This window comes from Myxococcales bacterium (assembly GCA_016717005.1).
Lineage (GTDB): Bacteria > Myxococcota_A > Polyangia > Haliangiales > Haliangiaceae > UBA2376.
On sequence record JADJUF010000021.1, the window covers coordinates 68,944 to 92,982 of the forward strand.

General features: G+C 75.4%; 17 protein-coding genes and 2 pseudogenes. 13 read left to right on the forward strand and 6 right to left on the reverse strand.

Features of this window, described 5'->3' with window-relative positions:
• The first annotated feature begins 126 nt into the window (after positions 1–126).
• Positions 127–735, forward strand: coding sequence for a sigma-70 family RNA polymerase sigma factor (locus IPL61_19005; protein ID MBK9033332.1), 609 nt, complete (start codon positions 127–129; stop codon positions 733–735).
• Positions 736–786: 51 nt separating this feature from the next.
• Entirely contained in the window at positions 787–1,587 is an 801-nt protein-coding gene (locus tag IPL61_19010) for a DUF4239 domain-containing protein (GenBank protein MBK9033333.1), read from the forward strand.
• A gap of 3 nt (positions 1,588–1,590) precedes the next feature.
• On the opposite strand, the gene IPL61_19015 is transcribed toward IPL61_19010, so the two are convergent.
• The 3 genes and pseudogenes from IPL61_19015 to IPL61_19025 all read right to left on the reverse strand — a co-directional run bounded on the left by IPL61_19015 (position 1,591) and on the right by IPL61_19025 (position 5,238).
• On the reverse strand, positions 1,591–3,024 hold the full coding sequence (locus IPL61_19015; GenBank protein MBK9033334.1) for a M48 family metallopeptidase: 1,434 nt from the start codon (positions 3,022–3,024) through the stop codon (positions 1,591–1,593).
• Positions 3,021–4,145 (reverse strand): hypothetical protein, encoded by a 1,125-nt coding sequence (locus IPL61_19020; protein MBK9033335.1) that lies wholly within the window; start codon positions 4,143–4,145, stop codon positions 3,021–3,023. Before IPL61_19020 ends, IPL61_19015 begins: the two co-directional genes overlap by 4 nt.
• 38 nt (positions 4,146–4,183) lie before the next feature.
• Positions 4,184–5,238 (reverse strand): annotated as a pseudogene (locus IPL61_19025) (NAD(P)-dependent alcohol dehydrogenase).
• 79 nt (positions 5,239–5,317) lie between these two features.
• On the opposite strand from IPL61_19025, the gene IPL61_19030 reads away from it, so the two are divergent.
• From IPL61_19030 to IPL61_19070, 9 genes and pseudogenes are all read left to right on the forward strand, one after another.
• Positions 5,318–5,758, forward strand: coding sequence for a hypothetical protein (locus IPL61_19030; protein MBK9033336.1), 441 nt, complete (start codon positions 5,318–5,320; stop codon positions 5,756–5,758).
• 65 nt (positions 5,759–5,823) lie between these two features.
• Positions 5,824–6,507, forward strand: a complete 684-nt coding sequence (locus IPL61_19035) for an ABC transporter ATP-binding protein (protein MBK9033337.1) — start codon at positions 5,824–5,826, stop codon at positions 6,505–6,507.
• A 4-nt stretch (positions 6,508–6,511) separates the two neighbouring features.
• Positions 6,512–7,762 (forward strand): ABC transporter permease, encoded by a 1,251-nt coding sequence (locus IPL61_19040; GenBank protein MBK9033338.1) that lies wholly within the window; start codon positions 6,512–6,514, stop codon positions 7,760–7,762.
• Positions 7,762–9,018, forward strand: a complete 1,257-nt coding sequence (locus IPL61_19045; GenBank protein ID MBK9033339.1) for an ABC transporter permease — start codon at positions 7,762–7,764, stop codon at positions 9,016–9,018. Before IPL61_19040 ends, IPL61_19045 begins: the two co-directional genes overlap by 1 nt.
• 15 nt (positions 9,019–9,033) lie before the next feature.
• Positions 9,034–10,170, forward strand: a complete 1,137-nt coding sequence (locus tag IPL61_19050) for an efflux RND transporter periplasmic adaptor subunit (GenBank protein MBK9033340.1) — start codon at positions 9,034–9,036, stop codon at positions 10,168–10,170.
• 136 nt (positions 10,171–10,306) lie between these two features.
• On the forward strand, positions 10,307–10,867 hold the full coding sequence (locus tag IPL61_19055) for a hypothetical protein (GenBank protein ID MBK9033341.1): 561 nt from the start codon (positions 10,307–10,309) through the stop codon (positions 10,865–10,867).
• Positions 10,868–11,040: 173 nt separating this feature from the next.
• Entirely contained in the window at positions 11,041–12,663 is a 1,623-nt protein-coding gene (locus IPL61_19060) for an ABC-F family ATP-binding cassette domain-containing protein (protein MBK9033342.1), read from the forward strand.
• Between the two features lie 263 nt (positions 12,664–12,926).
• Positions 12,927–14,543, forward strand: coding sequence for a Ppx/GppA family phosphatase (locus IPL61_19065; protein ID MBK9033343.1), 1,617 nt, complete (start codon positions 12,927–12,929; stop codon positions 14,541–14,543).
• Positions 14,540–15,051 (forward strand): annotated as a pseudogene (locus tag IPL61_19070) (GNAT family N-acetyltransferase). The gene IPL61_19065 and the pseudogene IPL61_19070 overlap by 4 nt, the downstream one beginning before the upstream one ends.
• Positions 15,052–15,251: 200 nt before the next feature.
• Here IPL61_19070 and IPL61_19075 read toward each other — a convergent pair.
• A complete protein-coding gene (locus IPL61_19075; protein ID MBK9033344.1) occupies positions 15,252–17,303 on the reverse strand; it encodes a hypothetical protein in 2,052 nt (683 codons plus the stop codon).
• Positions 17,304–17,420: 117 nt separating this feature from the next.
• On the opposite strand from IPL61_19075, the gene IPL61_19080 reads away from it, so the two are divergent.
• Together IPL61_19080 and IPL61_19085 are read left to right on the forward strand one after the other, a co-directional pair.
• Positions 17,421–19,274 carry a protein kinase gene (locus IPL61_19080; GenBank protein MBK9033345.1) on the forward strand — a complete coding sequence of 618 codons (1,854 nt, stop codon included), beginning with the start codon at positions 17,421–17,423 and terminating at the stop codon, positions 19,272–19,274.
• The gene (locus IPL61_19085; protein ID MBK9033346.1) at positions 19,271–22,030 is read left to right on the forward strand and encodes a sel1 repeat family protein; all 2,760 of its coding nucleotides are present in this window, start codon (positions 19,271–19,273) and stop codon (positions 22,028–22,030) included. Before IPL61_19080 ends, IPL61_19085 begins: the two co-directional genes overlap by 4 nt.
• On the opposite strand, the gene prmC is transcribed toward IPL61_19085, so the two are convergent.
• On the reverse strand, positions 21,999–22,868 hold the full coding sequence (gene prmC / locus IPL61_19090; GenBank protein ID MBK9033347.1) for a peptide chain release factor N(5)-glutamine methyltransferase: 870 nt from the start codon (positions 22,866–22,868) through the stop codon (positions 21,999–22,001). The two genes, IPL61_19085 and prmC, sit on opposite strands and share 32 nt — an antisense overlap.
• Positions 22,865–24,013 (reverse strand): DUF4147 domain-containing protein, encoded by a 1,149-nt coding sequence (locus IPL61_19095; GenBank protein ID MBK9033348.1) that lies wholly within the window; start codon positions 24,011–24,013, stop codon positions 22,865–22,867. Before IPL61_19095 ends, prmC begins: the two co-directional genes overlap by 4 nt.
• Between the last annotated feature and the right edge of the window lie 26 nt (positions 24,014–24,039).

A 24,039-nucleotide genomic window follows, 5' to 3' on the forward strand; every position in this document is an offset into this window, starting at 1 on the left:
GAACGGTTGCGATGATCGCCAGGCCGGCCGCAGATTGTGCAAAGCTAGCGCGATGCTGGGGCGTCTAACCCCGTGACGATGACTCCCGCGGAACGTGAAGGCCAGACCGCGGCCAGGCTCGTGAGCTTGGCCAAGGCCGGTGACCTGCGCGCGTTCGAGGAGCTGGTGCGCCGGTACCGCCGCCGCATCTTCGCGCTGGCCCTGCACCTGACCGGGACCCAGTCCGACGCCGACGACATCGCCCAGGACGTGTTCATGGCCGCGTACCGGGCCCTGCCCGGGTTCGAGGGCAAGAGCGAGTTCTTCACCTGGGTCTACCGGATGGCGGTGAACCGCGCGCTGAACGTCCGGCGCGATCGCGGCCGCCGGCCCGAGGATCCCTTCGACGACCCCCGCGTCGAGCTCGCGATCGCGATCGACGCCGATGGCGACCCGCGCAAGGCCGCCGAGCTGCGCGAGACCTACGGCCGCCTGCTGGGCGCGCTCGACGGCCTGCCGCCGGAGATGCGGACCACCGTCGTGCTGGTGTCGCTGCAGGGCATGGCCCACGGCGAGGCCGCGATCGTCCAGAAGTGCAGCGAGGGCACGATCGCCTGGCGCATGCACGAGGCCCGCACCCGGCTGCGCGAGGCCCTGGCGACCACGAAGGTGCCGCGGCGGCGGGGCCTGTCGACCGAGCTCGCGGGCCTGCTCGACGAGCTGGGCCTGCCCGTGATGGCGCCCGGCCGCGCGTAGCCGCCGGCTCGCGCCGGAGCGGGCGCGCCTCGATCCGCGGTATCGTCGGCCGTGCGCCGTGTCCTCCTGGCCCTGGCCGGGCTCCTGCCGGTCGTCGTCGGCGCCAGCGCCGCCGCGGTGGCGGCGCTGTGGCTGGTGCGCCATTGGCTGCCGGCCGACCAGCTGCGCGCGTCGACCGCCGAGGTCGGCAACTACCTGCAGGCGATCGGCACGATCTACGCGGTCCTGCTGGCGTTCGTGGCGTCGTCGGTGTGGGCCCAGTTCAACGACGCCCGCTCGGTGGTCGAGCGCGAGGCCAACGAGATCGTCGATCTGTTCCGGATCGTCGACGCGCTCGGCGCCGGCGCGCGCACGCCGCTGACCGCGGCGCTGATCCGCTACGTCGATCGGGTCATCGCCGAGGAGTGGCGGGCGATGGCGCGCGGCGACGAGGCCACCACCGAGGCCGTCGGCCGCGAGCTCGACGCGGTCTGGGCCGGGCTGCACGGCTTCCAGCCGTGCGACGACTGCGCGCGCTCGCTGCACGCCGAGGCGCTGAGCCGCTTCAACGATCTGTCCGACGCCCGGACCAGCCGCCTGACCGCCGCGCGCACGCGCATGCCGCTGGGCCTGCGGCTCCTGCTCTACGTCGGCGCGCTGATGATGACCGCGTCGATGTTCCTGCTCGCGGTCGACAGCTTCGCGATCCACGCGGTGATCACCGGCGCGCTGGCCGGCGCGATCTCGCACGTGCTGTACCTGGTCGAAGATCTCGACGACGCGTTCTCGGGCCTGTGGCAGGTCTCGACCGCGCCGTTCGCGCGGGTCCGCCGGTGCCTGCGCGACGCCGACGCCGCGCGCGCGGCCGGGTGACGGTCAGCGCCCGCGGGCGGCGCACGCGATCAGCTCGCCGACCCGCACCCGCCGCCCGCGGTCGCCGAGGACCGCGCTGGCCTCGGGGTCGGCGCAAGCGCGCGCGGTCAGCTCGGCGATCGTGCCGGCCGCGGGCGCGGGCACCAGCACCAGCCGGAGCGGGACGTCCTCGGGCGCGCCGGCCCCCGGCCCGAGCGCGCGCACGCCCGCGATCGCGGCGGTGACCGTGGCCGGCGCCCCCGACACCACCAGCGCCCGCGCGCCCAGATCGACGACGACCACCCGCTCGCCCAGGGTCGGGCGCTCGACCGGCGTCGCCAGCTCGAACCCGAGGCTGGGGTGCGCGCCGACCGGCGGCGCGGGCCCGGCGATCCCGGCCCAGGCTGGGCGCCCGGCGACCCGCTGCGGCGTGCGGTCGAGCAGGGCCGCGGCCACCTCGGCGCCGCCCCGCGGCGAGGTCACCTCGACCGCCAGGCGACGCCGGTCGAGGGTCCAGAGCCACACGCCATCGAACTCGCCGCCGTGGTTCATGCTCGGTGGCAGCGACACCTCGATCCCGGCCGCGACCGAGCGCCACCCGCGCTCGCCATCGAGCCAGCGACCGCGGCGGGGATCGACCCCGACCGCCGTGCCGGCGATCGCCGCCTGGAAGCGCGCCCGCCCGACCTCGCCGCCGTGCCGGCCCGCCAGCACCCGCGCGATCCGGGCCGCGCGCACCGCCGGCGCCGGGTGGTGGTCGTCGTCGAGCCACGGCCGCAGGTCGGCGAGCGCGTCGGGCGCGTCGGCGTCGTCGACCTCGCCGCGCCGCCGATCGATCGGCGTGGTCGCGGCCCAGCGCAGGGCGCCGAACATCGCGGTCGGCTCGTAGCCCGCGGCGACGAGCAGATCGATCGCGAGCTCATCGGCGGCGGCCTCCATGTCGAGCCGCCACACCGGGATCAGGTCGCCGAACGGATCCGGCTGACGGACGCCGTCGCCGGTCGACCACGACCGGAACGTGTGCCCGCCGATCAGGTGCGCGAGCTCGTGGGCGAGCACCGCCGCCAGCTCGGCCTCGGAGTCGAGCGCGACCAGGAGCCCGCGGGTGAGGCTGATGTGCCCCAGGAACGCCGCGCCGGCGCCGTCGCTGCGGTCGATCAGGTCGAGCGCCGGCACCGGCGCGATCCGCCCGGCCCGCGCGACCCGCGCGAGCACGCCCTCGACGTAGGCCTGCAGCCGCGGCGCCGCCAGCACGAACCCGGGCTCGACGATCTCGCGCCAGCGATCGCGCCAGGACGCGCACCCGTCGAGCTCCGCGGGCGTGCGCGCGGTCCGGCACGGCGCCGGCAGCGTGGCCGCGCGCGCCGACGGCCCCGGCCGGCCGCAGCCCGCGACCGCCACCGCGGCCGCGATCGCGACCGGCGCCAGCGCGGCCCGGCCGCCGCGCGGCGCGGTCATCGCCACACCTCGATCGTCAGCGCGGTGACGCCGGTCGCGGTGGCCGTGGCCAGCTCGAGGCGCGCGCGCGCCGGCGGGTCGAGCGCGGCGGCGTGGGCGCTCAGCCGCGCGACCGCGCGGTCGTACCCGCGCCCGCCCAGGGGCCGCCCCACCGCGAGCTCACGCTCGACCACCTCGACCAGCGCGCCGCGGTCGACGTCGTCGGGCACCTGCCCGACCTCGATCGCGCCGACCACGCGCCGCGCGCCCTCGCGCACCGGCAGCTCGACGGTCAGGCCGGCCGGCCTCGCCGTCACGATCGGCTCGTCGAACACGACGTCGAGGTAGCCGGCGTCGCGGTAGCGCTGCCAGACCGGCGTCAGGTCAGCGACCAGCCGGCCGCGGTGGTAGGGCCCGCCGACGCCGTTGGGACCGCCGGGCGTCCCGACCGCCGCGCGCAGCTCGGCCTCGGGGAACGCCGCCACGCCCGCGAACCGCACCGCGGCGATCAGCGCCCGCGGCCCCGGCTCGAGCCGCGCGCACACCCGCACGCCCGCGGCGAGCGGCTCGCTCCAGATCGCGCCGGTCGCGTCGACGAACCCGTCGACCGCGAGCACGCCGCGGGTCATCGCCAGGGCGCGGTCGGCGCGGGCCGGGTCGGCGATCGTGCCGCGCAGGCCGCGCAGCAGGCGCAGCGTCCGCGGTGACACCCCGGGCGCGTCGACGGCCACCTCGACGACGCGGGGCGCCTCGACGACGATCAGGTGGAGCGCGCCGGCGTCGGCGCCGCGCGGCTCCCAGCGCGCCGCCAGCTCGGTGTAGACGCCCAGGCGGGCCAGCCGCGCGAGATCGAGCGCGACCGCCGCCGGGTCGAGCGCGGCGCCGACCGTGGTCCGCACGATCGCGGCCGCCTGGGCCCGGGTCGCGTCGGCCCCGTCGATCTCCACCGCCGCGACCCGCTGGCCGACGACCGCGTCGAGCTCGGTCGGCGCCCGCACGCGCGGCCCCGACGCCGGCGCGGCCGGGGCCACGCCGCACGCCGCCGGCGCGGCCACGCCCCGCTGGATCGGATCGACCAGCGGCGGCCCCCCGACGCCACCGCACCCGGCGAGCACCGCCGCGATCACCAGGGCCACGCGCACGGCGGCGAGCGTAGCGCGCCGGCGGCGCCGGCGCCGCCCTATGCCGGCATCGTCGCGAGATCGATCACGAACCGGTACTTCACGTCGCTGGCGACCATGCGGTCGTAGGCGCGGTCGAGGTCGGCCACGCCGATCCGCTCGATGTCCGAGACGATGCCGTGGGCGCCGCAGAAGTCGAGCATCTCCTGGGTCTCGGCGATGCCGCCGATCAACGAGCCGGCCAGGGCCCGGCGCCGGCCGATCAGCAGGCCGGTCGACGGCGCCGGGTGCGGCGTCGGCGGCGCGCCGACCACGACCAGCGTGCCGTTGCGGGCCAGCAGCCGCAGGTACGCGTCGAGGTCGTGGGCCACGGCCACGGTGTCGATGATCACGTCGAGGTCGGGCGCGCACGCCTTCATCGCCGCGGCGTCCCTCGACACGACCACGGCGTCGGCGCCGAGCCGCGTGCCGTCGTCGACCTTGCCCGGCGACGACGTGAACAGCGTCGTGTGGGCGCCGAACGCGTGGGCCAGCTTGAGCGCCATGTGGCCGAGGCCGCCGAGGCCGACCACGCCGACCCGGCTGCCCGCGCCCACGCCCCAGTGCGCAGCGGCGAGTAGGTCGTGATGCCGGCGCACAGGAGCGGCGCGGCGGCGGCCAGGTCGAGGTTGGCCGGGATCCGCAGGACGAAGGCCTCGTCGACGACGACGTGGGTGGCGTAGCCGCCGTAGGTGGGCTGGCCCGGCAGGTGCTTGTCCGGGCTGTTGTACGTGAACGTCGCGCGCTGCTCGCAGAACTGCTCGTCGCCGGCGAGGCAGCTCGGGCACGTGCGGCACGCGTCGACCATGCAGCCGACGCCGACCCGATCGCCGACGGCGACCTTGGTGACGGCGCCGCCGACGGCGGTGACCGTGCCGACCAGCTCGTGGCCGGGCACGCACGGGTAGACCGTCCCGGGCCACTCGCCCCGGGCGGTGTGGAGGTCCGAGTGGCAGACGCCGCAGAACGCGATGTCGAAGGCCACGTCGGTGGGGCCGGGCTCGCGGCGGGTGATCGAGATCGGCGCGAACGGCGCGGTGGCCGAGGCGACGGCGTAGGCACGGGCGGTGGACATGCGCCGGTATAGCGCGCGACCGCGCGACGGACAGGGTCGCCGCTTCCGCGCCCGCGCGCTTCGCGGTAAAGACCCGCCCATGACCACGCCCAACCGCTCGACCACCCACCGCGAGATCGACATGACCCGCCTCGCCGGGCTCGGCCTCGAGCTCGAGGAGCTGGCCGAGGGCGGCCCGATCACCCCCGACCGGGTGATCGCCCTGGCCGAGGAGCAGGGCAAGCCGCCCAGCCACTACTACGCGGCCGTGGCGCTGGCCACCGAGCTCGAGCTGCCGACGGCGCCGGTGACCGCCGTGGTGTGCGCGGGCAAGTGCCAGAGCTGGGGCGCGCTCGAGTGCCTCGACGCCGCCGTCACCGCCTGGGAGCAGCGCCCGGGCTTCGCGATCGCGGTCCGCAGCTGCCTCGACAAGTGCGCCGAGGCCCCGGTGGTCGAGCTGCGCACGCCCGACGGCACCGCGGTGCTGCTCCGGGCCAAGGCCGCCGACGTCACCGCCGCCCTGGCCACCGCGACGGAATAACCAGGCGTCGACCGCCGTTGGCTGGCGTACGCGGCCGGCCGGCGCTACGGTCTCGCGTCGCCCCGATGCTCCGGCTGTCCAAGATCAACAAGTACTACGCGGTCGGCGCCCACCGCCTCCACGTGCTGCGCGACGTCGACCTCGAGGTCGAGGACGGCGAGATGGTCGCGATCATGGGCGCGTCGGGCTCGGGCAAGTCGACCCTGCTCAACATCCTGGGCATCCTCGACAGCTACGACAGCGGCGAGTACCACCTCGGCGACACGCTGATCCGCGGGCTCAGCGAGACCCAGGGCGCGCGCTACCGCAACCGGCTGATCGGGTTCGTCTTCCAGTCGTTCAACCTGCTGCCGTTCAAGACCGCGGTCGAGAACGTGGCGCTGCCGCTGTACTACCAGGGCGTGCCGCGCCGGCAGCGCAACCGCACCGCGCTGCAGTACCTCGACAAGGTCGGCCTGGCCGACTGGGCCGATCACCGGCCAGCCGAGATGTCGGGCGGCCAGAAGCAGCGCGTGGCCATCGCCCGCTCGCTGATCACCAAGCCGCGCATCGTCCTGGCCGACGAGCCGACCGGCGCGCTCGACTCGAAGACCTCCGAGGAGGTCATGGAGCTGTTCGCCGAGATCAACCGCTCGGGGATGACGGTGATCCTGGTGACCCACGAGGCCGACGTCGCCGCGCGGGCCCAGCGGACCATCCGCCTGCGCGACGGCAAGGTCGAGCCCGACCTGCTGGCCCAGGCGAGCTAGGCCGATGTTCTCGCTCGATCGCTGGCAGGAGGTGCTGTCGACGCTGGCGCGGGCGCCGCTGCGCAGCATCCTGACGGCGTTCGCGGTCGCCTGGGGCATCTTCATGCTGGTGTTCCTGCTCGGCATGGGCCGCGGCCTGCACCAGGGCGCCGAGAGCCAGTTCGCTGACGACGCCGCCAACAGCGTCTGGATCTTCGGCGGCACGACCTCGCAGCCGTACCAGGGCATGCCGGTCGGCCGCCGGCTGACGTTCACCAACGACGACTACGCCAACCTCCGGGGCCTCGACGGCATCGAGCACCTGACCGGCCGGTTCTTCCCCGGCTCGGGGCGGCCGTTCGGCGGCTCGCGCACGGTCCGGGTCGGCGCCAAGACCCAGGACTTCGACGTCCGCGCGGTCCACCCCGATCACCTCTACCTCGAGAAGACCCTGGTCAAGGCCGGCCGGTACATCAACGAGGACGACCTGCTCGAGAAGCGCAAGGCCGCGGTCGTCGGCATCCCGGTGGCCCAGTTCTTCTGGGGCACCACCGACGTGATCGGCCGCTCGCTCGAGATCGGCGGCGTGTCGTTCGACGTGGTCGGCGTGTTCGACGACGCGGGCGGCGACGACGGCGAGCTGCAGATGATCTACGTGCCGGTGACGACCGCGCAGCTGGCGTGGAACGGCGCCGATCGCCTCAACGCGCTGATGTTCACCGTCGGCGGCAAGAGCGTGGCCGAGACCCAGGAGCTGCTCGACGTCGTCCGGGCCAAGCTGGCGGAGCGCCAGCGCTTCAACCCCGACGACCCGCAGGCCATCCGGGTCCGCAACATGCTCGAGCAGTACGAGAGCTTCCAGCAGATCTTCTGGCTGATCGAGCTGTTCGTCACCGCGATGGGCGCCGCGACGATCATCGCCGGCATCATCGGCGTCGCGAACATCATGCTGATCACGGTCAAGGAGCGGACCCGCGAGATCGGCATCCGCAAGGCCCTGGGCGCGCCGCCGATCTCGATCGTCTCGACGATCCTGCAGGAGTCGATCTTCCTGACCGCCGCCGCCGGCTACATCGGCCTGATCCTCGGCGTCGGCGCGATCACCGGCATCGCCAAGCTGGTGCCCCAGAACGAGTTCTTCGGCCAGCCGCAGATCGATCTCAAGGTCGCCATCTACGCCAACGTCGTGCTGGTCGTGGCCGGCGCGGTCGCCGGCTTCTTCCCGGCCTACGCCGCGGCCCGGGTCAGCCCGATCGAGGCGATGCGAGACCGCTGATGCTCGACCTCGACAGCTTCCACGAGATCGCGACCAGCCTGGCCCGGCACAAGCTGCGGACCGCGCTGACCGCGGTCGGCGTGTTCTTCGGCATCGTCATCTTCATGTTCATGGTCGCGTTCGGCACGTCGCTGCACGGCGGCGTCGGCAAGAAGCTCAACCGGTTCGCCGCGAACGCGGTGTTCCTGTGGGGCCAGCGCACCAGCGAGCCCTACGCCGGCCTGCCCGCCAACCGCCCGGTCGTGTTCGACAACGACGACATCGAGCCGCTGCGCAAGCTCGACGGTATCGAGTACGTCGCGCCGCGCAACCAGCTCGGCGGGTTCCGGGCCGGCAACGTCGTCCGCCGGGCCGCCAAGGTCGGCAGCTTCCAGGTGTCCGGCGACTACCCCGACTTCCAGTACATCGTCCTGCCGATCATCCGGGCCGGGCGGTTCGTCAACATGGGCGACATCGAGTGCCGCCGCAAGGTCGCGGTGATCGGCGAGGCCGTCGCCGAGGAGCTGTTCGAGCGCGGCGCCGACCCGATCGGCGACGCGATCGAGATCAACGGCATCCACTTCATCGTGATCGGCGTGTTCGGCACCGCCGCCAGCGGCCAGCAGGGCGACCAGCAGGTCCGCTCGATCTACATCCCGTTCACGACCTTCCAGCAGGCGTTCCACACCGGCAACCGGGTGTCGTGGTTCGCGGTCACCGGCAAGCGCGGCGTCGACGCCAAGGACCTCGAGCAGCGGGTCTACGCGCTCCTGCGCGAGCGCCACAAGATCGCGCCGACCGACACCGCCGCGATCCGCGGCTGGAACGTCGGCGCCCAGTTCGCCAAGACCGAGAAGATGTTCGCCGCGATCAACTTCGTGCTGGGCGCGGCCGGGTTCCTGTCGCTGCTGGCCGGCGCGATCGGCGTCTCGAACATCATGCTGATCAGCGTCCGCGAGCGCACCAAGGAGATCGGCGTGCGCAAGGCCCTCGGCGCGCGCCCGGCCTCGGTCGTGGGGATGGTCGTCATGGAGTCGATCATGCTCACCACGCTGGCCGGCTTCCTCGGGTTGATCGCGGGCACGCTCGCGATCAGCTGGGGCGCCGGCGCCGTCGCCAAGCTCGGCCCCGACTTCCCGCTGGCCCCACCCCAGGTGTCGTTCGGCTTCGCCGTCGTCGCCACCGGCGCGCTGATCGTCATCGGCGGCCTCGCCGGCCTCATCCCCGCCGCCCGCGCCGCCGCGATCTCGCCGGTCGAGGCCCTCCGTGACGAATGACCTCGTGAGCCGCCCATGAAACGCATCCTCCCCGCCCTCATCGTCCTGATCATCGTCGGCGCCGGCGCCGCCACCATGTGGTGGCTGTGGAAGAAGTCGCAGAAGCCGCCCGTGGTCGCCAAGACCGAGTCGGCCGAGATCAAGGACATCATCAAGAAGACCGTCGCGACCGGCGCGATCGTGCCGCGCGAGGAGGTCGAGCTCAAGCCGCGGGTCTCGGGCGTGATCGAGGAGCTGTTCCTCGAGCCCGGCACCGTCGTCAAGGCCGGCGACAAGATCGCCAAGATCCGGATCGTGCCCGACGCCGCCGCGCTGCAGCGGGCCCAGTCCGGGGTCCAGGCCGCCAAGATCGCCTTCGACAACGCCCGCCGCGAGCTCGACCGCGCCAAGGCGCTCTACAGCCAGGGCGTGATCGCCGAGGCCGAGCTGGCCCGCTTCAAGACCGACCTGGCCCTGCGGCAGCAGGAGCTGGGCTCGGCCGGCTCGAGCCTGACGATCGTCAAGGACGGCGCCGCCCGGTCCGGCGGCGGCGCGTCGAACGTCGAGGTCACCGCCACCGTCGACGGCATGGTCATCGACGTGCCGGTCAAGAAGGGCGAGAGCGTCATCGAGTCGAACAACTTCAACCCCGGCACCACGATCGCCGTGGTCGCCAACATGGGCGACATGATCTTCCAGGGCCAGGTCGACGAGAGCGAGGTCGGCAAGATCAAGGAGGGCATGGAGCTGTCGATCAAGATCGGCGCGCTCGAGAAGGAGACCTTCGCCGGCAGGCTCGAGTACATCGCGCCCAAGGGCAACGCCATCGACGGCGCGATCCAGTTCGAGATCAAGGCCTCGATCACGCCCAAGGCGGGCGTCTTCATCCGCGCCGGCTACAGCGCCAACGCCGACGTCGTCCTCGACAAGCGCGAGCAGGTGCTGGCGGTGCGCGAGGCCCTGGTGCAGTTCAAGGACGGCCAGCGGTTCGTCGAGGTCGAGACCACGCCCAAGCAGTTCGCCCGCAAGGACGTCAAGCTCGGGCTGTCCGACGGCATCTGGGCCGAGGTCCTCGAGGGCGTGACCGCCGCCGACAAGATCAAGCAGCCCGACAACGCCGGGCCCGCGTCGATGAAGGGCCCCGGCGGCCGGCCCGGCGGCCGCGGCCGCTGACCGGCGCCGGCGCGGCCGCGCGCCGCCTGCGCGCCGCCCACGCAAGGACGCCCGCACGGCAGGCAAGATGCGCCGCCGGCCGCGATCGCCTCGTCGGCGGCTGCGCCGCCTTTCGTTCTCATGATACGAGCGGCCGATGAGCTCGGTCCTGCGGTCGCTCGGTGTCGTCGTGATGACCCTCGCGGTGGCGTGTTCGACGCCCCCGCCGTCACCGGCGAAGGACCTCGCGACGGCGGCGGCGAGCCCCTCGCCCGCCGCGCTCATCGACGTGCGCCCGCTCACGATCTCGTTTCGGGGACAGGTCATCGCGCGGCTGTTCGCGGACGGTCGCACGGAGTCCGCGGGACCGAACGCGCCTGGCACCGCCCTGGTCCCGGGGCCGACCCTCCACGCCGACGGCACGATCGTCCTGACCAGGCCTGGGGTCACGGCGCGGCTCGACGCCACGGGTGACCTCTACGTGACCGACACCACCGGCGCGCGGCCGCGCGAGGCGCGGTTCGGTCGCGTCGCGGACGATCGCTTCACGTTCGCCGGTTCAGATCGGCCCTGGGACGTGCGCGTCGAGGGCGCCCTCCCCTGGTTCAGCCCCGAGGACAGCAGCCAGCTCGACGGCGTCGTGACGTCGAGCGTCCGCCACACGGCGCGGGTCATGGCCGCGGCCTTCTACGTCGAGGGCGCGCTCGGGGCACCGTAGCGCGCCGAGGTCCTCGCGACCCAAGCCCGTGCCGAGGACGACGCCGGGCCGACGTCGATGACACGGCCCGGGCGGCCCCGGGGCGCCGACCCGCGCCGCCCCGGCGGCCGCGGGCGCGGACCGGCGCGGAGGTCGCGGCCGCGCGCCGCCTGATGTGGTAGGACGCGCCCGCGATGATCGCGTTCGCCAACGTCAGCAAGCAGTACGGCGGCCAGGTCCTGTTCGTCGAGGCCTCGTTCCAGGTCAACCCGGGCGAGAAGATCGGCCTGGTCGGGGCCAACGGCGCCGGCAAGAGCACGGTGTTCCGCATGATCGTCGGCGACGAGCAGCCCGACGACGGCCAGGTCGAGCGGCCCAAGAAGCTCACGCTCGGCTACTTCCGGCAGGACGTCGGCGAGCTGCGCGGCCGGTCGATCCTGGCCGAGACCTGCGCCGGGGCCGGCGAGGTCGCGCGCCTCGCCGACGAGCTGGCCGAGCTGACCGCGCGGCTCGAGGCCGGCGGCGACGACCTCGACGCCACCGTCGAGCGCTACGCCGACGTCGAGGCCCGCTACAGCGAGCTGGGCGGCTACCTGCTCGAGGGTCGGGCCCACGCGATCCTGGCCGGCCTGGGCTTCGCGCCCGAGCGCGTCGGCGACGACGTCGGCACGCTCTCGGGCGGCTGGAAGATGCGCGTGGCCCTGGCCCAGATCCTCCTGGCCCAGCCCGACGTGCTCCTGCTCGACGAGCCCACCAACTACCTCGACATCGAGTCGATCCTCTGGCTCGAGGCGTTCCTCAAGGCCTACCAGGGCGCGGTCGTGATGACCTGTCACGACCGCGAGATCCTCGATCGGATCGTCAGCAAGATCGTCGAGATCGACGGCGGCAGCGTCCGGACCTACACCGGCAACTACGGCTTCTACGAGCGGTCCCGGCTCGAGGCCTCCGCCCGGTACGAGGCCGAGTACGCCCGCCAGCAGGCGATGCTGGCCAAGGAGAGCCGGTTCATCGAGCGGTTCGCCGCCCACGCCGCCAAGGCCGCGCAGGTCGCGTCGCGGGTCAAGAAGCTCGACAAGATCGAGAAGCTGGCGCCGCCGCGGCGGATCATCGAGAAGAAGTTCGGGTTCCGGGCGCCGACCCGCTCGGGCGACGACGTCGTCCGGTGCGAGGGCCTGGTCAAGGCCTACGGTGAGCGCACGGTCCACGCCGGGCTGTCGCTGACGGTGCGGCGCAAGGAGCGCTGGGCGGTCATGGGCGAGAACGGCGCCGGCAAGTCGACGCTGCTCAAGATGATGGCGGGCGCGCTGGCGCCCGACGACGGCGCGGTGACGATCGGCGCCGCGGTCGGGCTCGGCTACTACGCCCAGCACACGATGGACGGGCTGGTGGCCAGCCACTCGATCCTCGACGAGCTGATGGCCCACGCCCCGGCCGCCAACCAGGGCACGCTGCGCAACCTGGCCGGCGCGTTCGGGTTCCACGACGACGACGTGCAGAAGCCGATCCGGGTGCTGTCGGGCGGCGAGAAGGCCCGGGTCGCGCTGGCCAAGCTCCTGTACGACGCGCCCAACCTGATGATCCTCGACGAGCCGACCAACCACCTCGACATCGTCACCAAGCGCGCGCTGATCAACGCGCTGGCCGCGTACGAGGGCACGCTGGTGTTCGTGTCCCACGACCGCCAGTTCCTGCGGGCGCTGGCGACCCACGTGCTCGAGCTGACCAGCGCCGGCCCCCACGTCTACGGCGGCTGCTACGACGAGTACGTCGCGTCGACGGGGCGCGAGGCGCCGGGCATGCGCGCGCTGGCCTGAGCGCCGGCCGGTCCGTCCGGGCGATGGTGGAGGGCGATCCCGAGGTCGCTCCCCGGCCAGGTCGGTCGCGCGAGCGCCGCGCGCCCGACGAGTCCCGCACCCGCGACCAGCCGCGCCGCACAACGCCCAGCGAAAAAAATGCGGTGCGCGATCGGGCGCACGCGAGCGCTGCGCCGCGCACCGCGGGCGATCTGCGTCGGCCCCGAGGGGGGATCGGCCGATCCCCGACCGCGACCCCGTGATACCTATGGCACGAGGGTTTCGTGACCGTCCGCACCACGCTCGCCGCGATCGACGCCGGCTCCAACGCGATCCGCGTGGTCGTCGCCGAGCTGACGGCGACCGGCCTCAACCGGATCGAGGCCGAGCGGGTGCCGGTGCGCCTCGGCCACGGCGCGTTCACGCGCGGCGTGCTCGACACCGGCACGATCGACGCGGCGGTCGCGGCCTTCAAGCACTTCCGCGCGGCGTTCGATCGCCACGGCGTCGTGCGCTACCGCGCGGTCGCGACCTCCGCGGTCCGCACCGCCGAGAACCGCGACGTGTTGCTGCACCGCCTGGCCCACGAGGCCAGCATCGAGCTCGACATCATCGACGGCGACGAGGAGGCGCGGCTGATCCGCAAGGCGGTCACCCACGCCTTCGGCACCCGGCCCCTGCCCCGCGGCGTGCTCGATCTCGGCGGCGGCAGCCTCGAGGTCAACCTCTACGACCCGGCCCGGACCCGGTGGCGCGGCTACTCGGCGCCGATCGGCACGGTCCGCCTGCTCGAGACGATGGGCCTCGACGGCGCCATCGCCGACAGCGACGCCGGCATGGTCCGGCGCTACGTCGCGACCGTGCTCCAGACCGTGGTGCCGGCGATCCGCGACCTGACCGTGGCCGCGGCGTGCGGCGGCAACGCCGAGGCGCTGGCGCGGCTCCTGGCGCCGAGCGCGCCCGACACGACCGCGATGCCCGGGTTCGAGCTGGCCGCGCTCGAGCAGATCCTGCCCGAGCTGCTGCCGCTGTCGGTCGACGGCCGCATGGAGCGCTACGGCGTCCGGCGCGATCGGGCCGAGGTGCTGGGCGTGGCCGCGCTGGTCCTGGCCACGGTCGGACGCCAGCTCGGGATCGCGCGCTTCATCGCGCCCGGCGTCGGCATCCGCGAGGCGGTGCTGCTCGAGCTGGCCGAGGCGGTCGACGACGCCCCCGGCCACGGCGACGAGAAGGACAAGGCGGTCGTGACCGCGGCCCGCATGTTCGCGAGCCGGGTCGATCACGACACCAGCCACGGCGAGCAGGTCCGGCGGCTGGCCCGGGCGCTGTTCACGCAGCTGCGCGATCTGCACCAGCTGCCCGAGCGCCTCGGCGTGGTGCTCGAGGTCGCGGCGCTGCTGCACGACGTCGGCGAGGTGGTCCACACCCGCGGCCACCACAAGCACAGCGAGTACATGATCCGCTGGGGGCGCATCCCCGGGCTGGCCGACCCCGACCGCGAGCTGGTCGCGACCTTGGCCCGCGGCCACCGCAAGTCCGCGAGCGAGGCCCGCCGGGTGATCGCCGAGTCGACGCTGCCCAAGGATCAGCGCGGCCCGGCCCGGCGGCTGCTGGCGCTGCTGCGCCTGGCCGACGGCATCGACAGCGGCCACCGCCAGCGGTTCGAGGGCCTGGTCGCGTCGCGGGCCGGGGGCGCGGTCGTCCTCGATCTGGTGACCACCGCCGACGCCGGCCACGCGATCGACACGTCCGAGCTGCTCCGCAAGCGCGACCTGTTCGAGGAGGAGTTCGGCTGCACGGTCCAGCTCACGATCGGCCGCCCGGTCCTGCCGGAGCTGCCCGAGGTCCCGCGCGGCGACGGCGGCTCGACCGCGCGCTCGCTGGGGCGCCGACACCCGTGACCGCGCCCGCCCCGACGATCCGGTTCGCGACCGTCGCCGACGTGCCGGCGATCCTCGGCTTCATCCGGGCCCTGGCCGACTACGAGCGGCTCGCCGACGCGGTGGTCGCCGACGAGGCCAGCGCTGGCGGCGACCCTGTTCGGCCCGCGGCCGGCGGCCGAGGTGCTGCTGGCCTCGGACGACGAGCGCGCCCGCGGGTTCGCGCTGTTCTTTCCCAGCTACTCGACGTTCCTCGCCCGCCCCGGCCTGTACCTCGAGGATCTGTTCGTCGAGCCCGACGCCCGCGGCCGCGGCCTGGGCCTGGCGCTGATGGCGACGCTGGCGCGGCTCTGCGGTCGCGCGCGGCTACGGGCGCTTCGAGTGGTCGGTGCTCGACTGGAACCAGCCGGCGCTCGAGTTCTACCGCGCGCTCGGCGCGCGGCCGCAGGACGGCTGGACCGTCCAGCGCCTGGTCGACGCGCCGCTCGCCGCGCTGGCCGCGCGCTGGCCGCACCCGCTCGGCGACTGACCCGCAGCGCTGGTCGCGTTCTTCGGTCGAGCACCGGTCCGCGCGCCGGGCGGCTCGCGCCGTGGGTGGTCTTGGGTGGTCTTGGGCGGGGGCGCTGTCGGGGCTTGCCCCCGAGCCACCGACGCGGTCCGGGCGTGACGTCGGAGCCTCGAGCCCCCCCGCACCTGCCTGGGAGGGCCTGGCGACAGTCGCGCTGAACCTCAGTAGGCCTGGCGGTAGCCGAGGATCAGCCGGGGGCGGTTGCGGGTGGGCCCGTCGAGCGGCATCGCCACGTCGATCCGGAACACCTCGGCCGAGAGCTGCGGGGTCAGGCTGCGCAGGCCGAGGCCGACGTCGTGGTGCAGATCGACCGCGGCGACGGTCGGGCCGGCGCCGGCCAGCTCGTAGAAGCCGACGAGGCCCCACTGCATGCCGAACGCGATCCGCTGCGAGGTGGTGCGCAGCTCGCTCTGCCACAGGAGCGCGCGCTGGCCGGCGAACGCGCCGACCGGGAAGCCGCGCAGGCCGGTGTCGCCGCCGATGAACACCCGCCGGTTGGCCTCCTCGCGGAAGAACCCCGTGGCCTTGGCCTCGGACACCAGCCGGACGACGCCGACCTTGGGCGTCACCAGGCGCAGCGACTGCACGAAGCTGCGATCGATCACGCGGCCGTCCTCGAGGCGGACCCCGACGCCGCCGGCGGTCGTGACCAGGCCGTCGTCGCCGAGCGCCACGGTCATGCTCTCCTCGAACGCGAGCGTGCCGAACGTGCGATCCGAGCCCAGCCACGGCGTCGCGACCCCGAGGATCAGCTGGGCGCGCGGGCCCAGGCGCACGCTCTCGGCCAGGTCGAACGAGTCGACGTCGCGGTAGTCGCGGTAGGTCGGCGTGAACAGCTCGTAGCCGGCGTAGAGCCGGCCCGAGCGCTCGGATCGCGGCAGCACGTCGGCCTCGAAGTCGGCCTGGGCGGCGGCGTCGCCGGCGAAGTCGGGCAGCACCGTCGGGCGCTGGCTCGCCAGCTCGTAGCCGAGCTTCCACCGGTGCTTGATCCGGGTCCCGTGCGACCGGATCGCCGACGCGCCGACCGACCACTGGCGGTTGCGGTACGCCCACGGCAGCGCCTCGACCCCCGGCGTCGATGGCGCGTCGTAGGTGCGCAGCGCCGTGCCCAGGAAGCGTCGCTCGATCGCGTTGCGGTGGCTCCACTCGCCGTAGACGCCCCACCGGGTCGCGAGCGACCACAGCGGCCGGCTCACCGACAGCGTGCTCTCGCTGCCCTCGATCGTGCGCGACGCGCGGTTCCACAGCGGGCCGCCGGCGAAGCGCACGTCGAGGTGACGCCCGAACGCGTTCTTGTCGACGAACAGCGGCCCCAGCGAGAACGTCGCCTGGTCCATGCGGAACGCCAGCGCCGCCAGCTTGTGGCGCCCCAGGAAGTTGTTCTCCGACAGCGAGATCGTGAGGAACGTGAACGTGCCGTCCTGGAGCTCGCCGTTGTAGTTGGTGCGCAGGCTCCAGACGTCCCGGGTCACGACCAGGAGCTCGACCTCGTCGGCGGCGCCGCTGGCCGGCCGCACCGGCGCGATCACCGCGATCGAGGTGTTGAGCGGATCGCGCAGGTGCCGGATCGACTCGTCGATGTCATCGGCGTTCCAGCGGTCACCGGGCCCCACCACCAGCTCGCGGGTGATGACGTCGGGCCGGGACCGGATGTGCAGGGCGTTGGCCCAGCGCAGGAAGCGGACCTCGTCGCCGAACACCGGCTGGGTCACGACCACGATGCGGGCGATGCGCTTGCCGTCGGGCGCCGGGTCGAGGACGAGGCCGCGCTCGCGCAGCGCCCGCCGCAGCGCCCCGCGCTCGAGGGCGCCGAGCAGCGCCACCGGATCGCAGGTCGGGGCCCGCTCGGCGCACGCCGCGCGCATCGCGACCCGGGCGGCGCCGGTGACCGGCGGGTGGCCCGCGAGCGGATCGTCGTCGAGCGCGGGCGGCGGCGAGGCGACCGGCGCGGCCACGACCACCGGCGGACCGACGACCGGCGCGGGCACGACCACGGGCGCGGGCGCGACCACCGGCGCGGGCGCGACCACCGGCGCGGGCACGACCACGGGCGCGGGCACGACCACGGGCGCGATCACGGGCGCGGGCGCGACCACCGGCGCGGGCGCGGGCCCGGGCCCGGGCGCGGGCGGCTCATCGGCGGACGCCGGGCTGGTCGCCAGCGCCAGCGCCGCGATCCACGAGAACCAGCGCGCGGCGCCGAGCGACTTCACCTGCGCCGATGGTACCTGCCCGCGATCGCGATGAGAACCGTCGCGGCACGGGTCCTGTCGTCGGTTCGGCCGGGCCGGCGCCCCGCGCGCGCGACAGGAGAAGTACACTCGTGCCACGTGTACTGCCCGGCCTGTCGATCCGAGTACCCCGAGGGGTGGAAGCGGTGCCCGACCGACGAGGCCCAGCTGCTGCGCGGGTCGACGATCGGCAAGTACAAGATCGATCGCGTGATCGGCCAGGGCGGGATGGGCGCGGTCTACCGGGCCGAGAACCCCGACACGCGGTCGACGGTCGCGGTCAAGCTCCTGCACGGCGGCAGCGCCGACCTCGAGCACGCGCGCGCGCGGTTCCAGCGCGAGGCCGCGGCGGTCGCGGCGCTGCGCACGCGCCACGTCGTGTCGATCTACGATTTCGGCAACGACGTCGACGGCACGCTCTACCTGGTGATGGAGCTGCTCGAGGGCCACACGCTGCGCAAGGAGATCGCGCGCCCGCCCGACGCGATGCCGCTGCCCCGGGTCGACCTGGCGCTCGACGGCGTGCTGCGCGGCCTCGGCGCCGCCCACCGGGCCGGCATCGTCCACCGCGACCTCAAGCCCGAGAACGTGTTCCTGGCCCGCACCGACGACGGCGAGGTCGCGAAGCTGCTCGACTTCGGCGTCGCCCGCACCACCGCCGCGACCGCGCTGACCCAGTCGGGCGCGCTGATGGGCACGCCGGCGTACATGGCGCCCGAGCAGATCGCCGGCAACCGCGGCGAGATCGGGCCGTGGACCGACATCTACGCCGTCGGCGTGATCCTCTACGAGATGCTCGCCGGGGTGGCGCCGTTCGCCGCCGACTCGATGACCGAGCTCCTGTCGAAGGTGCTGTCGCGCGATCTGGCGCCGCTGCGCAGCGTCCGCGCCGGGCTGCCCGAGGCGGTCTACCAGCTCAGCGATCGGGCCCTGGCCGACGCCGCCGCCGACCGCTTCGCCGACGCCGACGCCATGCGCGAGGCCTGGGCCGCCGCGTTCGCGACCTTCCCGAGCGAGGTCCGGTCCGGCCCGGTGCCGCGGTTCGCCGGCGATCGCGGCGGCGACGATCTAGCGTCGGCGCCGACCGCCGCGGCCACCGCCGCCGGGACGCCCGGGCCCGAGCGCGGGCGCGAGCGCGCGGCCGCGCCGTCGCAGGATCGCGGCGCGGTCGAGCAGCCGTCGACGCGCACGCCGCCCCGGCGCGGCCTGCTCCTGGCCGCGGGCGGCATCGCCGCCGCGCTGGTGTCGGTCGTGGTCCTGGCCCGCCGCGGCGGCGGCCACCCGACGCCGCCGCCGGTGATCGACGCCGCCGTGGCGATCGACGCGGCCCCGGCGCCGGTGGTCGACGCCGGCCCGCCCCTGGGCATGGTCGCGTTGCCCGGCGGCAGCTTCACGATGGGGTCGCCGCCCGACCTGGTGAAGCTGTACCCGTCGGCGCTGGCGGCCCAGACCACGGAGGTCGCCGGGTTCCTGATCGATCGCCACGAGATGACCGCGATCGAGCTGGCCAGCGCGCTCGGGCGCGCGCCCAGCGAGCGCGACGTGCCCGACTACCCCGCGCGCGCGGTGACCTGGGCCGACGCGAGCCGCGCGTGCGCGGCCCTGGGCAAGCGGCTCCCGACCGAGGCCGAGTGGGAGTTCGCCGCCCGCCGCAGCCCGCTCACCGCCGACGACGCGGTGCTGCGCCGCCCCGGCGTCGACGGCCCGGCCGCGGTGGGCAGCCACCCCGGCGACTGCACCACCGACGGCGTGTGCGATCTGCTCGGCAACGTGATGGAGTGGACCAGCGACGGCACGCCGGCGGCGCGGATCGCCCGCGGCGCGTCGTTCGGCGTGTCGACCCGCGACCCCTGGTACGCGACCATCGCGGCGCGCGCCGCGGTCCCGCCGGCCCGGGTCGACCCCGAGGTCGGCCTGCGCTGCGCCGCCGACACCCCGCGGAGCCCGCGGTGATCCGCGCGCTGACCTGGGCGATCCTCGCGGTCGCGCTGGCCTGGCCCGGCGCCGCCGGCGCGATCGAGCGCGACTGCCCGGCCGGCCAGGCCTGGAGCCCGAACCTGGGCGCGTGCGTCGCGCGCCAGGCGACGCCGCGGGCGAGCGCGTCGGCCCGCTACTACGAGGCCAGCGCCCAGCTCGATCGGGGCTCGACCGTCGAGGCCGCCCGCGCCGTGACCACGCTGACCGCCACCTGCGGCGCGCGCCACGCGCCGTCGTGCACGCTGCTCGGGTTCGTGCTCGAGCACGGCCGCGCCGGCCGCCGCGATCCCGCGGCCGCGGTCGAGCGCTACGCCCGGGCGTGCGAGCTCGGCGACGCCGACGGCTGCCTGGCCTCGGCCAGCGTGTGGGCGGCGGGCCTGCTCGGCGAGCCCGAGCCGGCCAAGGCGATCGCGCCGCTGACCCGCGCGTGCGACCTGGGCAGCGGCAAGGGCTGCTACGTGCTGGCGGACAAGTACGGCGCCGCCCTCGGCGTGCCGCAGGACGACGCCCGGGCCGCGGCCCTGTACGCGCGCGCGCTCGAGCGCCTCGGGCGCGAGTGTCCGGGTTCCGGACCGTCGTGCTACTACCTGGGCGCGGCCTACCGCGACGGCAACGGCGTCAGCAGCGACCTGACCGCGGCGGCGCGCTGGTTCGCCGGCGGCTGCGAGGGCGGCAGCGGCGCGTCGTGCTACGCGCTCGGGCGGCTCTACCGCGACGGCGCGCTCGGCGCCGGCGCCCGGGGGCGCGCCCTCGACTACTTCGATCGCAGCTGCCAGCGCTACGACAACGCCGACGGCTGCCACGCCGCCGGCGAGATCCTCGCCGAGCAGCCCGACGCCGAGCCCACGCGCCTGGCCGGCCTCGCCGACCGCGCGTGCGAGCTGGCCACGTCGGCCTGCGATCTGTCGGCGTTCCTGTACGCCACCGGCAAGGGCGGCGTGCGCGACGAGGCGCGCGCGACCGCCGCCTACGTCACCGCGTGCCAGGCCGGCAACGCCACCGCGTGCTCGGCCGCGGCGGCCCGGATCGCCCACGGCACCGGCACCGCCGCCGACGGGGCGCTGGCGGTGCGGATCTGGGTGCGCGCGTGCGAGACCGGCTCGGGCCACGACTGCTTCCAGGCGGCGGTGGCGCTGCGCGACGGCGAGCTGGTGCCGGCCGATGCGGCCCGGGCGCTGGCGCTGCTCGAGGTCGGCTGCGTGCGGCGCAGCGCGGCCGCGTGCGAGGACGCGGCCGAGGCCCGCCTCGATGGCGTCGGCGGCGCCGCCGATCGGCCCCGGGCCGCGGCGCTGCTCGAGGCCGGCTGCGCGCTCGGCCGCGGCGAGACCTGCACGGTCTGGGGCGACGCGCTCCGCGATGGCGACGACCTCCCGGCCGATCCGGCCGGCGCCCTCGCCGCCTACCAGCACGGGTGCGGCGCGACCACGCCCGACGGCGCGGCGTGCGCGGCCTGGGCCGAGCTGTCCGACGATCACGCCGTCGGCGTCCGCGCCGCGGCCCGGGCCTGTCGCCTCGGCGACGTCCCCAGCTGCGACGGCCTCGACGCGCGCGCGCGCGCGGCCGACGCCGACCCGGCCCTGCGCCGGGCCGCGATGGACGACGTCGACGCCGGCTGCACCGCGGACCCGCCGGTCGACGCGGCGTGCACGACGCTCGCGACCCTGTACGGCTTCGGCGGGTTCCTGGTCACCGCGCAGCCGAGCCGCGCCCACGCGCGCGCGATGGACGCGTGCCGACGCGGCGCCCGCAGCGCGTGCCTGTTCGCGGCCGACGATCTCGCCTCGGGCCTCGGCGTCGTCGCCGACGAGCGCGCCGCCCGCGCGCTCTACGCCGAGCTGTGCGACGCCGACGTCCCGACCGCCTGCTTCCGGCTGGGCGGCCTCCTCGTCGACGACGACCATCCGGCGGACGCGGCGCGGCTGTTCGAGCGCGCATGCACCGACGGCCTGGCCGCGGCGTGCACCAGCCTCGCGTTCGCGCACTACGCCGCCCGCGGCGCCCCGTGGGATCCGGGCCGGGCCCGCGCGCTGTACCAGCGCGGCTGCGACCTCGGCGATCCCTGGGGCTGCGCCAACCTCGGCGAGCTGATCGAGCTGGGCGTGGGCTCGCCGCCCGATCCGGCGGCGGCGCGCGCGCGCTACCAGGCCAGCTGCGGCGACGACGTCAGCCCTGGCTGCGGGCGCCTCGCCGCGGCGATCGAGCGCGACGATCACGACGTGGCCGCGGCCCGGGCGCTGTACCTGCGCGGCTGCGACGACGGCGATCCCGCCGCGTGCGCCGGCGCCGCGCGCACCAGCGACGGCGACGCGCCCACGCGCGCGCGCCTGGCCCAGCGCGCCTACGATCTCGCGCTGGCCCAGGCCGACGACAACCCCTACGCCGCGCTGCTGCTCGGCCGCTTCCACGCCCAGGGCGTCGGCACCGCCCGCGATCGCGTCGAGGCCGAGCGCTGGTACGAGCGCGCGTGCGATGGCCGTGATCCCGACGGCTGCCTCGCCGCCGGCGACGCCCACGTCGGCCACGGCCGCGGCGATCAGGCCGTCGCCGCCTACGATCGCGCGTGCGCGGCCGGGGTCGAGCGCGCGTGCGGGCTGGCCGCGACGGTCCGCCGGCGGCTGCCGCTCAGCGGCCGCGGCTGCGCGTGCGCCACCGGCGGCGATCCGCGCGGCGCGGCCACGCTGGCCCTGGTCGCGCTGGCGCTCATGCGCCGGCGGCGCGCTCGGCCCAGGTGACCCGCGGCTGCTTCGCCAGATCGAGCACGGTGGTCGCCGGCCCCGTGACGCCGCTGGCGTCGAGCAGCGCCGCGACGTCGGGCCCCTGGTCGTGGCCGTGCTCGACCGCGATCAGCCCGCCCGGCGCCAGGTGCGCCGCCAGCCCGGCCGCGAGCCGCCGGTAGAACGCCAGCCCGTCGGCGCCGCCGTCGAGGGCCAGCCGCGGCTCCTGCTGGACCTCGCGATCGAGCCCGGCCAGCTCGCCGGTGCGGATGTACGGCGGGTTCGAGACGATCAGATCGAACACCTCGCCGGCCACGGGCGCCCACAGATCGCCCGCCCGCGCGTCGACGCGCTCGGCGACGCTGTTGCGCGCGGCGTTGGCCCCGGCGATCGCCAGCGCCGCCGCGGACACGTCGGTCGCCACGATCGTCAGCCCGGGCAGCTCGCGCGCCAGGGTGATGGCCAGCACGCCGGAGCCGGTGCACAGGTCGAGGCCGCGGCGCGGGCGCGCGCGATCGGCGCCGACCTTGTCGAGCACCAGCTGCACCACCGTCTCGGTGTCGGCCCGCGGGATCAGCACGTCGGCCGACACCGCGAAGGTCAGCGACCAGAACTCCTGCTCGCCGACGAGGTACGCCAGCGGCACCCCGGCCAGGCGCCGCTTGATCAGCGCCCGCGCCGCCGCCAGCTCGTCCTCGGCCAGCGGCCGATCGAAGCCGGTGTACAGCTGCATGCGCGTGCACTTGAGCGCGTGCGCCAGCAGCACCTGGGCCTCCAGGCGCGCGCCGACGATGTGCGCGTCGGTGAAGCGCTTCGTCGTCCAGTCGAGGACGGCGGCGGTGGTCCAGGTCGTCAAGCCCCTCCTGGTACCACAGCCGCCGGGCGCGCGATCATCACCAGGTCGGCGTGATTGACGCCGGTCGGGCCGGTCACCAGCCCGGCGCCGATCGCCGCCAGCGCCCGGCCGCTGTCCGCGGACGCCAGCGCCTGCGCCGGGTCGACGCCGTGCGCGCGCAGCCGCGCCGCGGTCGCGCCGTCGACGATCGCGCCCGCCGCCGGGCCGGTGCCGTCGACGCCGTCGGACGCGCCCACCAGCACCACCCGATCGGTCCCGGCCAGCCAGCGCGCGCACGCCAGCGCCAGCGCGCTGGCCCGGCCGCCCTGCCCCGGCGCCGGCCCGAGCGTCACGGTCCACTCGCCGCCGCCGATCCACCAGGTCCCGGGCGCCAGCCCGGCGGCGATCGCCGCGAGGCGCGCGTCGAGCGCGCCGACGTCGCCGATCAGATCGTCGGGCGCGAGGACCACCGTCGCCCCGGCGGCGGCCGCCGCGCCCGCCGCCGCCGCCCGCAGCGCGCCCAGGCCGGCCACCACCACCACCTCGTCGCCCAGCCGGGGCGGCACCGTCGGACCCGAGCCGACGATCGCGACGTCGTCGCCGGGCACGTCGCTGGCCACCAGCGTCAGCACCCGGCCCGGGCACGCCGCCGCCAGCCGCCCGCCCTTGATCGCCGATCGCGCCGACCGGGCGGCGTTGAGCGCGGCGATCGGCGCCCCGGTCCGGGCCAGCGCGGTGATCGCCGCCGCCTTGGCCGCCAGGGTGAGCCCATCGGCCGGGACCGCCGCGAGCGCCGAGGCCCCACCCGAGATCAGCGCCAGCAGCGTGCCGTCGCGCGGCACCGCGGCGGCCTGCGCCAGCGCCGCCCGGCCCGCGGCCTCGCTGCGGGCGTCGGGCACCGGGTGCGCCGCCGCGCGCACGTCGAGCCCCGCGAGCCCCGCGTCACCGTCGACGCCGTCGGGGTGCACCACCAGCCCACCGACGACGACCGGGCCCAGGGCCGCGACCGCGCCGCGCGCCATCGGCACCGCCGCCTTGCCGATCGCCACGACCGTCACCGGCCCGGGCAACACGCGCCCCGCCAGCGCCGCCGCGACCGCGGCCGCGGGATCGCACGCGCGCACCGCGGTCGCGAACACCCGGGCCAGCTCCGCGGACAGCGCCATCGCCGGATCGTAGCGTCGATCACTCC